Origin of the sequence: Guyparkeria sp. (assembly GCF_046545975.1) — a bacterium.
Taxonomy (GTDB): Bacteria; Pseudomonadota; Gammaproteobacteria; order Halothiobacillales; family Halothiobacillaceae; genus Guyparkeria.
In genome coordinates, this window is sequence record NZ_JBKGYT010000046.1 from 1 (window position 1) to 15,341 (window position 15,341).

Annotated in this window: 15 protein-coding genes; 3 read left to right on the top strand and 12 right to left on the bottom strand. The window is 67.0% G+C overall.

Annotated elements, in window-relative coordinates:
• Positions 1-99: 99 nt before the first annotated feature.
• Complete coding sequence (locus tag ACLFMY_RS05805) at positions 100-402, bottom strand: hypothetical protein (protein WP_410763643.1); 303 nt, start codon at positions 400-402, stop codon at positions 100-102.
• 231 nt (positions 403-633) lie between these two features.
• Between ACLFMY_RS05805 and ACLFMY_RS05810 the strand changes: the two genes are divergently transcribed.
• On the top strand, positions 634-2,145 hold the full coding sequence (locus tag ACLFMY_RS05810) for a leucyl aminopeptidase (protein WP_410763644.1): 1,512 nt from the start codon (positions 634-636) through the stop codon (positions 2,143-2,145).
• A 45-nt stretch (positions 2,146-2,190) separates the two neighbouring features.
• On the opposite strand, the gene ACLFMY_RS05815 is transcribed toward ACLFMY_RS05810, so the two are convergent.
• The 6 genes from ACLFMY_RS05815 to surE form a co-directional block, all read right to left on the bottom strand.
• On the bottom strand, positions 2,191-2,712 hold the full coding sequence (locus ACLFMY_RS05815) for a MarR family winged helix-turn-helix transcriptional regulator (protein WP_410763646.1): 522 nt from the start codon (positions 2,710-2,712) through the stop codon (positions 2,191-2,193).
• Between the two features lie 232 nt (positions 2,713-2,944).
• A complete protein-coding gene (rpoS, locus tag ACLFMY_RS05820; RefSeq protein ID WP_410763647.1) occupies positions 2,945-3,946 on the bottom strand; it encodes an RNA polymerase sigma factor RpoS in 1,002 nt (333 codons plus the stop codon).
• A 357-nt stretch (positions 3,947-4,303) separates the two neighbouring features.
• The gene (locus tag ACLFMY_RS05825; protein WP_410763648.1) at positions 4,304-5,035 is read right to left on the bottom strand and encodes a peptidoglycan DD-metalloendopeptidase family protein; all 732 of its coding nucleotides are present in this window, start codon (positions 5,033-5,035) and stop codon (positions 4,304-4,306) included.
• Between the two features lie 66 nt (positions 5,036-5,101).
• Positions 5,102-5,683, bottom strand: coding sequence for a YqaA family protein (locus ACLFMY_RS05830; protein WP_410763649.1), 582 nt, complete (start codon positions 5,681-5,683; stop codon positions 5,102-5,104).
• The gene (locus ACLFMY_RS05835; RefSeq protein WP_410763661.1) at positions 5,680-6,297 is read right to left on the bottom strand and encodes a protein-L-isoaspartate(D-aspartate) O-methyltransferase; all 618 of its coding nucleotides are present in this window, start codon (positions 6,295-6,297) and stop codon (positions 5,680-5,682) included. The genes ACLFMY_RS05830 and ACLFMY_RS05835 overlap by 4 nt, the downstream gene beginning before the upstream one ends.
• A 46-nt stretch (positions 6,298-6,343) precedes the next feature.
• On the bottom strand, positions 6,344-7,084 hold the full coding sequence (gene surE / locus ACLFMY_RS05840) for a 5'/3'-nucleotidase SurE (RefSeq protein WP_410763651.1): 741 nt from the start codon (positions 7,082-7,084) through the stop codon (positions 6,344-6,346).
• Positions 7,085-7,229: 145 nt separating this feature from the next.
• On the opposite strand from surE, the gene ACLFMY_RS05845 reads away from it, so the two are divergent.
• The gene (locus tag ACLFMY_RS05845; protein ID WP_410763652.1) at positions 7,230-7,778 is read left to right on the top strand and encodes a Smr/MutS family protein; all 549 of its coding nucleotides are present in this window, start codon (positions 7,230-7,232) and stop codon (positions 7,776-7,778) included.
• 34 nt (positions 7,779-7,812) lie between these two features.
• Here ACLFMY_RS05845 and ACLFMY_RS05850 read toward each other — a convergent pair whose 3' ends face one another.
• The 5 genes from ACLFMY_RS05850 to secA are packed head-to-tail and all read right to left on the bottom strand — an operon-like array spanning position 7,813 to position 14,739.
• Positions 7,813-8,304, bottom strand: coding sequence for a hypothetical protein (locus tag ACLFMY_RS05850; protein ID WP_410763653.1), 492 nt, complete (start codon positions 8,302-8,304; stop codon positions 7,813-7,815).
• 41 nt (positions 8,305-8,345) lie between these two features.
• Entirely contained in the window at positions 8,346-9,332 is a 987-nt protein-coding gene (locus ACLFMY_RS05855) for a thiamine phosphate synthase (protein WP_410763654.1), read from the bottom strand.
• A 3-nt stretch (positions 9,333-9,335) separates the two neighbouring features.
• A complete protein-coding gene (argJ, locus tag ACLFMY_RS05860) occupies positions 9,336-10,565 on the bottom strand; it encodes a bifunctional glutamate N-acetyltransferase/amino-acid acetyltransferase ArgJ (protein WP_410763655.1) in 1,230 nt (409 codons plus the stop codon).
• A gap of 28 nt (positions 10,566-10,593) precedes the next feature.
• The gene (locus ACLFMY_RS05865; RefSeq protein WP_410763656.1) at positions 10,594-11,913 is read right to left on the bottom strand and encodes a DUF945 family protein; all 1,320 of its coding nucleotides are present in this window, start codon (positions 11,911-11,913) and stop codon (positions 10,594-10,596) included.
• Positions 11,914-11,952: 39 nt separating this feature from the next.
• Positions 11,953-14,739, bottom strand: coding sequence for a preprotein translocase subunit SecA (gene secA, locus ACLFMY_RS05870; RefSeq protein ID WP_410763657.1), 2,787 nt, complete (start codon positions 14,737-14,739; stop codon positions 11,953-11,955).
• Between the two features lie 147 nt (positions 14,740-14,886).
• On the opposite strand from secA, the gene ACLFMY_RS05875 reads away from it, so the two are divergent.
• The gene (locus ACLFMY_RS05875) at positions 14,887-15,333 is read left to right on the top strand and encodes a DciA family protein (protein ID WP_410763660.1); all 447 of its coding nucleotides are present in this window, start codon (positions 14,887-14,889) and stop codon (positions 15,331-15,333) included.
• The last annotated feature ends 8 nt before the right edge of the window (positions 15,334-15,341 follow it).

Sequence of the window (15,341 nt, forward strand, 5' to 3'; positions counted from 1 at the left end):
CGACCCGTCGGCCGGTCGCAACCGGTCGACCCGAAACGACAAAACCCCGGGCTTGCCCGGGGTTTTTCTCGTCTGGGTGACCGGATTCGGTTTGATTGATCAGCGCCCGCCGGCAATCACCCAGCCGGTGATCCCGGCGAACATCAGGATCACCCCGGCTGGCGCGAGCATCAGCAGGTTCATGAACTGCAGCTTTTCCTCGGAGGAACCGAAGACCATGGGGCCGAGGCCGGCAATCACGCCGACGACCGACATGACCGCCCCGACGATCAGCATGAACTTGGAAGCGCGGGCGAACCCCGGCTGCCGTGTCGGGGCCTCGAACCGGTACGGGTCGCCGATGCCCGGCTCGAACTCCTCTTCTTCCGGACCGTCCGGCTTTCGGTCTTGATCATCTTTCATGGCGTCGCCTCGGCTGCTGTCAGCGGGTTTTCAGGGATGCTCGAATCCTACCAGCGCTTTCACCGGATCCGTAGGCCGCCGGGTCCATTGCCCGCTTTTTGCTAGACTGAGCGTCCCGAATCCCGGCGGACTGCCGCGGCGAGTCGCCAGCACCTGCCATGCGGGTCGCCTGGGCTACGCAACGGCCGGTTCGCCACCAGTGACGCGAAACAACCCCAAGGAGTGTCTCCCGTGCTCGAATTCTCCGTAAAGAGTGGCGCCCCGGAAAAACAGCGAACTGCCTGCCTGATCGTCGGCGTGTTCGAGTCTCGTCGCCTGACTCCCGCGGCGGAAACCATCGACCAAGCCAGTGACGGCTTTCTGACGTCGGTCACCCGTCGGGGTGACATGGACGGCGAGATCGGCGACACCCTGCTCCTGCACGGCGTGCCGAACATCCAGGCCGATCGCGTGCTGCTCGTCGGCCTGGGCAAGGAGCGCGAGCTCGACACCCGGGGACTGGTCAAGGCCACGCGCGCGGCGGTCGAGGCGCTCCACCATCGCGGCACGTCCGAATGCGTGAGCCACCTGACCGAGATCGACATCCGCGGCTGCTCGCTCGAGCAGGTCCTGCGCCAGAGCATCGTGTCCATCGAGGACAGTCTCTACCGTTTCGACGAGCTCAAGACCGACAAGGAACTCGGTCCACGCCGCCCCTTGCGCAAGGTGACCTTCATCCTGTCCAATCGCAAGGACCTGATGGACGCCGAACGCCACGTGCGGGAGGCCACGGCCATCAGCAACGGCGTGCGCATCGCCAAGAACCTGGCCAATCGGCCCGGCAACCACCTCACGCCGACCACCATGGCCGACTACGCGCGCAAGATGACGGAGACCCACGTCAACCTGCAGGTCGAGGTGCTCGACCAGTCCCGCATGGAAGCGCTGGGCATGAATGCCCTGCTCGCCGTGGCCAAGGGCAGCAGCGAGCCGCCGAAGATGATCGTCATGGAGCACATGGGCGCCGACGCGGACACGCCACCGATCGTGCTCGTCGGCAAGGGGGTGACCTTCGATTCCGGCGGCATCTCACTCAAGCCCGGCCCGGACATGGACCAGATGAAGTTCGACATGGGCGGCGCGGCTGCCACCATCGGGGTAATGTCGGCGGTGGCGGAGATGCAGTTGCCGATCAACGTGGTGGCCCTGGTGCCGACGGTGGAGAACATGCCCGACGGCAACGCGCTGAAGCCGGGCGACGTGATCCGCAGCATGTCCGGCCAGACCATCGAGGTGCTGAACACCGACGCGGAAGGACGCCTGATCCTCTGCGATGCCCTGACCTACGCCGGGCGCTACAAGCCCCAGGCGGTCATCGACCTGGCCACGCTCACCGGTGCCTGCATCGTCGCGCTGGGACGCGTGCCGAGCGCCGTGCTGAGCAACAGGGACACCCTGGCCGCCGAGCTGATCCAGGCCGGCGAGAAGGCAAACGACCGGGTCTGGCAGCTCCCCATTTGGGACGAGTACCAGGATCAGCTCAAGAGCAATTTCGCCGACATGGCGAACATCGGTGGGCGCGAGGGCGGCACCATCACCGCCGCCGCCTTCCTCTCCCGCTTTACCCGGGAGTACGACTGGGCGCACCTGGATATCGCCGGCACCGCCTGGAAGGTGGGCGATGCCAAGGGAGCCACCGGTCGGCCGGTCGCGTTGCTGGCGGAGTTCCTGATGAAGCGGGCCGAGCAGGCCTCGGCGAGCTAGGCACAGGAGCAAGCCGGGCTGTGCCGCCGTGGGCGACGTCCGGCGTCAGTCTTCGGCGGCTGCCCGGGCGAGATTGCGCCGGCGCTGCTGGCGCTTCTTTTCCGGCAGGTTCTCGTAGAGGCGGTCGCGAAGGGCAATGAAGTATCGCTCGATGTCGGGGATGCTCACGCCCGGCACGTCCAGCTCGGCAAAGGTCCGGCCATAGAGCTTCTCGGCGCTCTCCCGTATCTCGTCGATCAGCGGCAGCGCCCGGTCGCTCAGGCGAATGATCTTGCAGCGGCGGTCGGAACCGCACTGCACCCGTTCGACCCATTCGTCGCGTGACAGGCGATCGATCATTGCCACCAGCGACGGTCCCTCGATGCCCAGTTCCTCGGCCAGTTCGGACTGGATAAGCCCGTCCGGGTACAGCGACAGGATGGCCAGGGTGCGCCACTTGGCCTGGCTCAGGCCGTGATGCGCCAGTTCACTGTCCATCAGTTGCCGCCACAGCTGGTCCACCCGGTGGAGCAGCACCGGGACCCGGTCCTCGGCACAGATGTCGAATGCAAGTTCCTGATCGGCCATCGAATGTTGAACCTTTCCGTGAAGAGACAGGAGTCGGTCGTACCTGTCGGCACGATGCTGTCCGACAGTTTGCCACCCACGCGACGTGCGTCCAACTATTAGCGCGGCTATCTGACGAGATGAAAAAAACCGCCCCCGGGATACCGGGGGCGGCAGTCACGACTCACGCTTCAAACCCAAGGCACGCCCGGCGCCTGGCAACGACGGGTAACCTCTCCCCCGTCCCTTCGACTCACTCGCTGAAGATCACGTCGGCGGTCACCCCTTCGGCGGCGGCGTGATGCTTCAGCCGGCGGACGGCTTCCAACTGGATCTGCCGGACGCGTTCGCGGGTGCAGCCGAGCAGGCTGCCGACCTGCTCGAGCGTGGCCGGCTCGTGGCCGCGCAGGCCGTAACGACGCATCAGGACTTCACGCTGCTTGCCGTCAAGCTTGTCGATCAGCCGATCGAGAAGCTGCAACACGCCATCATCCTGGAGCTCGTCCTCGGGAAGCGCACTATTTTCGTCAGGAACCATGTCGAGCAAAGAAAACTCCCCGTCTCCCTTCAACGGGCTGTCGAACGATGACTCGCGCTCGTTGTACGACATCACCTTCAGGACATCCTTGACCGGCTTGTCGAGGTGCTCGGCGATCTGCTCCGGCTTGACGTCACCGTTCTGGTGCTGCGCGATTCGCCGGGCCGCTCGATTGTAGGAATGCACCTCCTTGACCACGTGCACGGGCAGGCGCACGGTCCGCGACTGGTTCATCAGCGCACGCTCGATGGTCTGCCGAATCCACCAGGTCGCGTAGGTGGAAAAGCGGAAACCGCGCTCCGGGTCGAACTTCTCTACCGCCCGCATCAGCCCGAGGTTGCCTTCCTCGATGAGGTCGAGCAGGTCGAGCCCACGATTGATGTAGCGCCGGGCGAGCTTGATCACCAGTCGCAGGTTGCAGACGATCATCTTCTGCCTGGCCCACTCCTCGCCGGCCTGGGCTCGCCGGGCGAAGTCCACTTCTTCTGCCGGGGTCAGCAGGCGCTCGGTCTCCACGTCCTTCAGGTACAGGCGTACCGGGTCGGGCGACTCGGAGTCGTCGACATTGAAGGTCCGCGCGAATTCCGCCGATTCCGGCTCGGCATCACGCTTGGAGTCGCGAAGGGCTGGCCCGAGCGCATCCTGTTCATTCACCGCCCCGTCGATCTTTACGGGACCGGCCTGGTGCATACCGCTGTTGCTCATTACCTGTGCCATGGTCGCCTCCCTCGCTCCTATGCGATAGTGCCGAACGATCTAGGTGTACAACCTTTGCATAGTGATATGGGCCGATCAATACCTAAAAAGTCGAATAAGACAACATTACACTTTCGATATAGTCGAATTAGAGTGACAGAACCTACTGATTTAGGTAGCTATCGACCGAGGGAACGGGATCCATCACAATAGTTATACATGACATGTACACAAGCTCGATCCTGCGCTTTTCCTTCGAAAAGGTGACAGGGACGCGGCGCACAAGGTTTCGTGCTCGCGCACGGGCCCGGGAAGGGAAGGAGGGGTCAGAGCGCTACGGGGAAGGCGGAACAGGCTCGGCGGCAGAGCCGGAACGAATCAGGGCAGATGACGCTCGGGGTCGACAGGCTTGCCCTGGCGACGGATCTGGAACAGCAGGTGGCCACCCTCGTCCGGCTTGCGATGATCGCGGGGACCTACCCGGGCAATCGTCTGCCCGCTCTTGACCCGGTCGCCCTCGTTGACGAGCAGGCTCTGATTGTAGGCATAGGCGGACAGCCATTCGGCGTCGTGCTTGACGATCACGAGATTGCCGTAACCGGGAAGCCCGTCGCCCGAGTAGACCACCTTGCCCCCCGCCGCGGCCTGAACCGGCCTGCCGACCGTCGCGCCGATGATCACTCCCTTCTGGGCCGGCGTCCCGTCGCTGAACCGGTGCAGGATCCGGCCTTCCAGCGGCCAGGACCAGCGCACCGGGGAAGAGGCCGACCGAGTGGAAGACGTTGTCGAGGCCGCCTCCTCCGCGGACGAGGCGGCCCGCGCCTTCACCGGTGTGGCGTGACTCGACGAGGAAGCGGTCGACGTCGACGAGCCACCGCCGTCACTCGGGCTTCCCGGGGGGGAAAGCCGAAGCTTCTGCCCGATCTTTAGATGGCGCGGATTGGAGATGCCGTTCCATTTCGCCAAGGTGCGCCAGTCCAGGTCGTTCGCCACCGCGATGGAGTAGAGGGTGTCGCCCCCCTTGACGTAGTGGACGGGCGTGCCACGCTCCCAGCTTCGATAGTCGGTCGAGCTCGCACAGCCACCCAGCAGCAGCACCAGGGCCACCATCGGCAAAAACGATCCGATACGACAGGCTGTGGGGCAAAACTTCAAGCGGCTCTCCCCTGGCAAGACCTAGTGCAACTGCCAGACGAGTATGGCAGCCACGAGCAACACCACGAACAGCCACCCCAGCCATTCGATGTACTGACGCAACTGCGGCGCGATCCGGGGACCAGCCCAGGCGACCAGCCCGGAAACGAGGAAGAAGCGGGCACCCCGCCCCACGAACGAGGCGAGGAAAAACCCCAACGGGTTCATCGTCAAGGCCCCGGCGGCAATCGTGAACACCTTGTAGGGAATGGGCGAGAACCCGGCTACCAGCACGGCCCAGAACCCCCAGCGCTCGAACCAGTCGCGAGCCTGCTCGAACGCGCCGGCATACTTCGAGGAGGCAAGCCAGGGCATGATTGCCTCGATGGCCCAGACACCGATCAGGTAGCCCAGCATCCCGCCGAGCACGCTGCCCACCGTCGCGATCAGGGCGAACCACCACCAGCAGCGCGGCCGGGCCAGCGCCATCGGCATGAGCATGACGTCGGGGGGTATCGGGAAGAACGACGACTCGGCAAAACTCAGCCACCCCAGCAGGGCCGGGCCGCGACGATGGGCGGACCAGGCCAGAACCCGGTCGTAGAGCGGACCGAACAGCCTCATACCAGTTCTCCGGGCAGCAGGGGCACGAACGTGACCATGTCGTACCAGCGGGTCTGGTACTCGTTGCGGGCGAGACGGGTGATCACCGTGAGCTTCTGGCCGCCCCCCTGGGCACCGACCGGGATCACCATCCGTCCGCCGATGGCGAGCTGCTCCTTGAGCTCGGATGGCACGGCGTCCGGTGCGGCCGTGACGACAATGCCGTCGTAGGGAGCCTGCGAGGGCCAGCCCTTGAACCCGTCGCGATGCATGTAGCGGATGTTGAGCAGGCCCAGCTGACGGTGACGTCGCCGCGCCTGCTCGAGGAAGACGCCGATGCGCTCGACGGTGAACACCGACTGGCAGAGCTGCGCCAGCACGGCCGCCTGGTAACCCGATCCGGTGCCCACTTCGAGCACGCGACCAAGACGTGCATCTCCCCCCATGACCAGTTCGGTCATGCGGGCGACGATATACGGCTGGGACAGGGTCTGCCCCTGCCCGATCGGCAGGGAACAGTCCTCGTAGGCACGCACACTCTGGACCTCGTCGACGAACACCTCGCGCGGCACCGACTCGACTGCGTCGAGGACGGACCGGTTTCGTATGCCCTGCGCCTCGAGCCGGTCGAGCATGGCGCGGCGCGCCCACTGGTAATCACGCTGAAACAAGACGGATCCCTCAGGACAGCCACTGCTCGAGGGCCGGCATGGCCTCGTGGCGGGTCATGTCAAAGTGGATCGGCGTCACCGAGACCCAGCCCTCCGCGAGAGCCTGGAAATCCGTCCCCTCGCCGGCATCCTCGGCCTCGCCGGCGGCACCGATCCAGACGACCTCCCGCCCGCGCGGGTCGATCTCCCGCACCAGTTGCCCGGACGGGTGGCGCCGGCCGAGCCGCGTGGGACGAATGCCGTGGATCTGCTCGAGCGGCTGGTCCGGCACGTTGACGTTGAGCAGGGTGTAGGCGGGAATCGGGTGGTCGTCGAAGCGGTGGATCAGCCACTCGACCCAGTGCGCCGCGGAACCCAGGTGCTCCGGCGAGAACGACTGGCTGGAGACGGCGATTGCCGGCAGCCCGAGCGCGCGCCCCTCGCTGGCCGCCGCGACCGTGCCCGAGTAGAGCACGTCATCGCCCAGGTTGGCACCGTGATTGATGCCGGAGACGACCAGATCGGGCAACTCGGGAAGCAGCCCCTTGATCCCCAGGTGCACGCAGTCGGAAGGGGTGCCGTCGATGACCCAGAGCCGCTCCTCGAGCTGGCGGGGTCGCAGCGGACGCGAGAGCGTCAGACTGTTCGATGCGCCGCTGCGGTCCCGGTCCGGGGCGACAATGGTGACGGTGGCAAGGCGCGACAGTCGTTCGGCCAGGATGTTCAGGCCCGGGGAGAGGTAACCGTCATCATTGCTCAGCAGGATGTGCATGGATCGATTCACGTTGGTGTGGGAAATGTTCCGGTCGGTCGGCCGCCCGACCCACAGGATACCGTCTGGTGCCTTGCAATTCAGCCCGGCAGGGTGCAGCCGGCACCGTTGGCGCATGCCCCGGGCGACAGGCTATGATGCGCGCATGAGTGGCAAGTCACGCATCGATCCCGAGGACCGCGCCCTGTTCCTCGACGCCGTGGGCTCGGTCGACCCGGTCGAGGACAACCGGGTCGAACCGGTGCGCCCGCGTCCCAGCGCCCGGCCTCGACGCGACCCCGGCTTCGACGAGATGGTCGACGACCTGGCCTTCAGCGACCAGGCCGAGGCACCGGAGCAGGGCGAGCAGATGCAGTACCTGCGCCCCGGGGTGCAGAGGACCATTCTCCGCAAGCTCAAGCGCGGCGGCTACAGCGTCTCCGCCTCGCTCGACCTCCACGGCATGACGGTCGAGCAAGCCCGCGCAGCGGTGGCGGCCTTCATCCGCGTGGAGCGGGGCGAACGGCGGCGGTGCGTGCGCATCGTCCACGGCAAGGGCTATCGCTCCGCCGATCAGCGCCCCGTGCTCAAGTCCATGCTCAACCGCTGGCTTCCCCAGCGCGACGACGTGGTGGCCTTCTGTTCCGCCCCGCCGCACGACGGTGGCGCCGGCGCACTCTACATCCTGTTGCGCCGTACCGGTCCGCACGACTGAGGCCCGACCGCGACAGCCTCTCGCCGGAATTCGGTCAGGGGCGGGACCGGTCGACGTGGAACGGGAGGCGTACCAGGAAGCCGCCTTCCGTGCTCCGGATGGTGAGGTTGGCGATCCAGTCGGTGCGGCTGGTGGTGCAGACCGGCAGGATGATGTCCTGCCGGAACGTGTCGTCCGCCAGCCGCTCGAGGCGATAGGCGTTGACGCCCATGTCCATGTCGACCATCTCGAAATCGACCCGCACCTCGCCCACCGACCGGGCCGCCTCGTCCTGCGGCTTCACCTCGAAGGCGAAGCGCTCCAGCGGGATTACGGTCTCCGGCATGGTGATGCGGAACTCGCCCAGTTCGTCGATCGACACCAGGCAACCCTCCCCCTTCACCTCGCAATCGGCGGGCAGTTCCACCTCGGTCAGGGCCCCCTGTGTCGGCGAGTCGATCGACAGCTTCGACGGTGCCCGCCCCCACAGGTAGCTCAGCACCCCAAGGATCAGCAGCGACGCCACCAGCCATTTCGCCTGCTTCATGTTCATTTCCACGCCCTCCGGGATGACCGTTGAACCAATGCCTACCAGAATGCCGAGATCGACGCGATTCCGTGTCCGCCCCGCCGCCAGGCTCGCGGCAGGTCGCGTGTCGTGAGCCCGCCAAGCGCGAGCACCGGCATGCGCGCCCGGGCGGCCAGATCCGCGAACGCCGCCCACCCGATGCCCGCGGCGTCGGGGTGGGTGGCCGTCGCCTTCACGGGCGAGACGGTCGCCAGGTCCACTGCCAGGTCGTTGGCATGTCCCAGGGTCACCCGGTCGTGGACCGCGGCGGTCACCGGACGTCCCTGTTTCTGCCATGACTCGACCGTGGCCGGGGTGGCGTTCATCAGCCGCGCATGGTTCAGATGCACGCCGACCCCCGCGGGCAGTCCGCCGGGCAATGCCGCCCCGCCCGCCGGGTTGACGATCGGCCAGTGTCCGGCCCGCGACACCACCTGGGCGAGATCGCGCCACTCGCCGGGCGACAGCGAGAGATCGCCGCCCGGGCGCAGGTTGACGATCAGCGACGCCGGCAGGTCGGCGAGCCCCGCCGCCACCGGTGTCATCCATCCGTCAGCGGATTCCCCTGCGCTCGCAGGCGGCGTGATCGCCATGCAGCGGGGCAGCACGAGGGCGTTGATCAGGCCCCGGTTCGCCGGCGGCATGGCCGCCAGCCACTCGGGGCGCGCGGCCGCGTCAAGCGTCCGTCTGACGATCCGCTGCCCCTCGCGCCCCCAGGGCTCTCCCCGCCAGCGGGTCACCTCGTAGGCTATCAGTCGCAGGTGGCGGTCGGGGTATTCCCAGGCGACTTCCATCAGCCGTCTCGCGCGGCGCACCTCGACGCCGCATTCCTCGGCCAGTTCGCGTCGCAGGGCGTCACGAAGGGACTCGCCGTCGCGGCGTTTGCCCCCGGGGAAGGCCAGCATGCCGGCCAGGTGCGCCTCCTCCGGGCGGATCTCGGCCCATACCCGTCCCGACGGTTCACGCAGGACGCCGAGGACGATGTCGACTCGATCAAGCCCGTTCACGGGTCACGAACGGTACTCGGCATTGATCTTGACGTAGTCGTAGGAGAAGTCGCAGGTCCAGACCCGATCCGACGCACTCCCCCGGCCAAGGTCGATGTGCATGGTGATCTCCGGCTCGGCCATCACCGCCGCCGCCTCGGCCTCGACGTAGGCCGGATCGCGGCCGCCGTCGACCACCACCCGCACGCCACCGAGCCACAGGCTGACGTTGCCCACGTCCAGGTCGTCGATGCCCGCGTAGCCCACCGCGGCGAGGATGCGCCCGAGGTTGGGGTCCGAGGCGAACAGCGCGGTCTTGACCAGCGGGCTGTGCGCGATCGCCTTGCCCACCAGCCGGCACTCGGCGCGGTCGCGGCCCCCGCTGACCTCGATGGTGACGAACTTGGTCGCCCCCTCGCCGTCACGCGCCAGGGCCTGGGCGAGGAACACGGCCACCTCGGCGACCGCATCGCGAAGCGGCGCGTAGTTCGGGTCGTCGGTGCTCGACACCTCGAGGCTGCCCGGCCGGCCGTTGGCGATCAGCATGAAGGCATCGTTGGTCGAGGTGTCGCCGTCGACGGTGACCCGGTTGAAGCTTTCCTCGGTGATCTCGTCGAGCATGGCCTGGAGCACGGGCTTCGGGACCTGGGCATCCATGCCCATGTAGCCGAGCATGGTCGCCATGTTGGGGTGGATCATCCCCGAGCCCTTGGCGATCCCGGTCATGGTCACCGACGCCCCGCCGATCAGGCGGGTCAGCGACCGCCCCTTGGGGATGGTGTCGGTGGTCATGATCGCCGAGGCGGCGCGCAGCCAGTTGTCCTCGACCGCCTCGGCCACTGCCTGGGGCAGCGCGTCGATGATCCTCTCCGACGGCAGCGTCTCCATGATCACCCCGGTGGAGAACGGCCAGACGGCCCGGTCGTCGCAACCCAGGCGGTGGGCCAGCGTGTGGCAGACCGACTCGGCGCGCGCCATGCCGTCGGCGCCGGTGCCGGCGTTGGCATTGCCGGTATTGATCACCAGCGCACGCGGGGCGACATCGCTGTCACGGCGCTCACGGCACATCACCACCGGGGCCGCGCAATAGCGGTTCTGGGTAAACACGCCGGCCATGGTCGCGCCCTCGGGCAGCAGCATCACGGCCAGGTCATCGCGACCGGTCTTGCGCAGGCCGGCCTGGGCGATGCCGATGCGGATCCCGGGAATGGGACGCAGGTCCCCGGCGGCCGGGGCGGTCAGTCCAACGCTCATGCGGTGATCTCCTGAATCATGGCTCCCCTCAGCCGCCCAGCGCCATGTTCAGCAACTCGTTGGCCGAGGTGTCGTTGAGCTGAAGGTTGCCCTCTCGGAAGTCGACGGTGGTCGTGACCACGCCGCCCTCGACGGCCATCCACCCCTTGGCGACGAGCGGCGCGAGCTGCTCCTCGACCACCTCGGCACGCTGCCCGCGGGCTACCGCCGACTTCTCCAACAGGCCGATCGGCATCTGGAAGCTGCCCTCGATCACCAGGGCACTGACCATCGCCATCCACATCATCGGGTTGGGCTCGCCCGCGGCGAGACCGTCGGGCAGTTCGGCGGAAAGCCGGATCTCGGTGTCGCCCTCGGCCGTGGTTCCGCGCAGCGGCTCGATGGCCACGCGCGGGCCACGGCTCAGCAACGCCGGCAGCTCGGCCATCAGCGCCTCGCCGACCGCCTCGTCGACCGTCGCCCCGCCAGCCGCCAGTTCCTGCAGGGCCTCGACACGCTGGATCAGCGAGCGGACCGCGCCCGCATCCAGCCGATCGACCACGAAGCGCATCTCGGCATCGCTGAACGATTCGCCATCGACCTCCGCCTCGCCCACCTCGTAGGCAACCGCGAACCCCCACAGGTCATCGTGTCGCGCCGACTCGAAGCGTACGGTGAGGTCATCCAGCCGGCTCTGCTCGTCCGCATCGGCAAACGCGAGGCGATCGATCTCGAAGCGTCCCTCGCTGTCCCAGACGATGCCGTCCTCGGCCATCTGGCCGGAGGCGATCAGGCGCAGGCCTTCGGTGACCATGCGGGTGTCGTCGACGCCATCGGCCGACTCGTCGATCGCCAGTCGGTCGCCCTCGATGCGATAGTCGAAGCGACCGCCCGCCGTGGTCTCGAACACCAGGTCCGCGCCCGGGAAATCCACGCCGTCGCGCTCGGCGGCCGGCACGCGCCCGGTCGAACGGGAAGCACCGTTCGGGTACAGGGCCGTGGTCAGGGTGAACCCGGCGGCGTCACCGAACACCTGCGCCAGTTCGTCGCGCAGCATCGGGTCCGACGGCTCCCAGCGGGTGTGGACGGTCGCGTACCGTCCATCGATGCCCGGCAGCTGGTCGATGCGGTGCCGGAGCGTCAGCCGCAGGGGCTCCTGCTCCGGCAGGTGAAGCAGCAGTTCGGATTCGGCGCGGGACTCGAGGTAGCCGCGCTCGTAGTCGGTCACCTCGAGTCCCAGCGTGTCCCGCGTGCCCGGGAAGCGGTCCACCCCGGACAACGTGTTCTCCATGACGCGGCCCGTCACGAACGGTGCCGCCGCGAATACGGCGGCCAGCACGACCACCACGAAAGGGACCAGACGCTTCATTCCCTGCCTCTCCTGTTACGTCCCTGCCGCTGCTCCGGATCAGAGCTTGCCGCAGCACTGCTTGTATTTCTTGCCCGAGCCACAGGGGCAGGGGTCGTTCCGGCCTACCTTGGGGTTTTCCCGGCGCACCGGACGAGTCGGCGGCTCCTCTGCCGCGGCCTGACGCCGCGCCGGCTCCTCGGCAGGCGGCTCGTCGAAGGTGGAAACCGACTCGTGGCGGGTTCGCAGCTGGCTGGGGTCGACCTTGGGGTTGTCGATCAGTTCGTCGAGCATCGAGCTGATGTCTTCCTGCTCCATGCCCTCCGGGGCGGCAACCCGCAGGCGGGTCAGCGTGCGGACGATCTCGTAGTTCATGTCGTCGATCATCCGGCCGAACATCTCGAAGGCCTCGCGCTTGTACTCCTGCGTCGGGTTCTTCTGCGCGTAACCACGCAGCCCGATGCTCTGGCGGAGGTAGTCCATGGCCGCCAGGTGCTCCTTCCACTGCGCGTCGAGCACCTGCAGCAGGACGCCCTTCTCGAACTGGCGCAGGTTGTCCGCGCCGATCAGGGTCTCCTTGGCCTGGTAGTGGCGCTCGGCGGTCTCGATGATCCGTTCCAGCAGCGTCTCGTCGTAGAGGTCGTCATCCTCGTCGAGCCACTGCTGGATCGGCAGGTCGAGACCGAAGTCCTCCTTCAGGTGGGCGGTCAGGCCCTCGACGTCCCACATCTCCTCGAGGGCGCCGAAGGGCACGAACCGGCGGAAGCGCTCGCCAAGCACCTCGCGGCGCATCGACTCGACGATCGGGCGCGTGTCGGTGGTCGCCATGACCGCACGGCGCTGCTCGTAGATGACCTTGCGCTGCTCGTTGGCGACGTTGTCGTAGTCGAGCAGGTGCTTGCGCATGTCGAAGTTGTGGCCCTCGACCTTGCGCTGGGCGTTCTCGATCGCCCGCGAGACCCAGGGGTGCTCGATCGCCTCGCCGGGCTTCATGCCGAGCTTCTTCATCAGCCCGGAGACGCGCTCGGAGGCGAATACACGCATGAGGTTGTCCTCGAGCGACAGGAAGAAGCGGGTCGAGCCCGGATCGCCCTGACGACCGGCCCGGCCGCGCAACTGGTTGTCGATCCGGCGCGACTCGTGGCGCTCGGTGCCCACGACGTGCAGGCCGCCGGCCTCGAGCACCTGCTGGTGGCGCTTCTCCCACTCCTTGCGGACACGATCCCGCTCTTCCTCGGAGGCGTCGGCGCCGAGCTCATGAAGCTCCTGCTCGAGGTTGCCGCCCAGCACGATGTCCGTGCCGCGACCGGCCATGTTGGTGGCGATGGTCACCGCACCGGGACGGCCGGCCTCGGCGATGATCTCCGCCTCGCTCATGTGGTTCTTGGCGTTGAGGACGTTGTGCGGGATACCGGCCTTCGTCAGGGCCTCGGATACCTGCTCGGAGGCATCGATCGAGGCGGTGCCCACCAGCGTGGGCTGGCCGCGATCGCGTGCCGCCTGCACGTCCTTGGTGATCGCCTCGAACTTCTCCTGGGCGGTGAGAAAGACCAGGTCACCGTGATCGATCCGCTGGACCGGGCGGTTGGTCGGGATCTGGATCACGTCCAGGCCGTAGATCTCGCCCAGCTCCCTCGCCTCGGTGATGGCGGTACCGGTCATGCCGGCGAGCTTGGGGTAAAGGCGGAAGTAGTTCTGGAAGGTGATCGAGGCAAGCGTCTGGTTCTCGGGCTTGATCGTCACGCCCTCCTTGGCCTCGACCGCCTGGTGCAGGCCCTCCGACCAGCGTCGACCGGCGAGCGTGCGCCCGGTGAACTCGTCGACGATGATCACGTCGTCACCCTTGACGATGTAGTCGACGTTGCGCTTGTAGATCGCATGCGCCCGCAGCGCCGCGGTCAGGTGCGAGAGCAGCATGATGTTGTGCGAGTCGTACAGCGACTCGCCCTCCTCGAGCAACCCGGCCTGGATCAACAGCGACTCGGCCTTGTCGAACCCCTGCTCGGTGAGGAAGACCTGCTTGTTCTTCTCGTCGACGGTGAAGTCGCCGCGCTCCTCGTCGGTCAACGGCGGCTCGTCGTCCTTGGGTTCCTCGCGTGCCTGGCGCTTGAGCTCGGGAATCAGGCCGTTGATCTTGTGATAGGTCTCGGAGGAGTCCGCGGCCGGCCCGGAGATGATCAGCGGCGTGCGCGCCTCGTCGATCAGGATGGAGTCGACCTCGTCGACGATGGCGAAGACCGGCTCGCGCTGCATGATCTGCTCGGCGGAGAAGGCCATGTTGTCGCGCAGGTAGTCGAAGCCCAGCTCGTTGTTGGTCGCGTAGGTCACGTCGCAGTGGTAGGCATCGCGCTTGGCGCGCGCGTCCATGCCCGGGACCACCGTGCCCACGGTCAGGCCCAGGGCGGTGTAGATCCGCCCCATCCACTCGGCGTCCCGCTTGGCCAGGTAGTCGTTGACGGTCACCACGTGCACGCCCTTCTTCGTGATGGCGTTGAGGTACACGGCCAGGGTGGCGACCAGCGTCTTGCCCTCGCCGGTCTTCATCTCGGCAACCTTGCCCTGGTGGAGCACCATGCCGCCGACCAACTGCACGTCGAAGTGGCGCATGCCCATCACGCGGCGGCTCATCTCGCGGCAGACCGCGAAGGCCTCGGGCAGCAGGGAATCGAGGCTCTCGCCATCACTCCAGCGCTGGTGGAACTCCTCCGTGCGCCCGGCCAGTTCCTCGTCGGACAGCGCTTGGGTCGCCTCTTCGAGGGCGTTGATCTCCGTGACGCGTTTTCTCAGTTTCTTGACCTCGCGGTCATTGCGCGTACCGAAAACCTTGGCTGCAATCGATCCAATCATGTCCAATCCCGTATAACGACAAACCGCGCCAGAAGGCGCGCGGCGAAATAGCTAAATGCGCTGAATCTTACGGCAGATCCGTGGATAATGATAGGTGGGGACGGTGCCCCACGGCCCCGTCACAATCCCGTCACGAAGAGCGGCACGATGAACCTCGAACGCTATCGCCTGAACAATCCCGCACTCGCCGGCATTCTCGACCGCGTGACGCTGATCCGCGCCTACCAGGCGATCGTCGACGGGCTCGTTTCGGGCCGGTCCGGGACGGGTGTCCAGGTGCTCAATGTCAGCGAACAGAGGCTGACGCTGGGCGTGTCCAGCGCCGCCATCGCCAGTCGACTGCGCTTCGAGGCCCCCGACCTGCTCGCCCGGCTGCACCAGGCGCTCGAAGAGCATCCGGGTGCGCCGAAGCCCGCCAGCATCCAGGTGCGGATCACCTCGGGGTCGCGCGGCAGCGCCCGCAAGAGCGCCCGGCCGGAACGGTCGCCCTCGCCGGCCGGCAGCCAGACATTGCACTGCCTGGCCGAAACCCAGGGGGAAAGCGACCTCGCGCGGGCACTGGAACGACTGTCGAGGGCCATCAGGCCCGACTGACGCCCCGG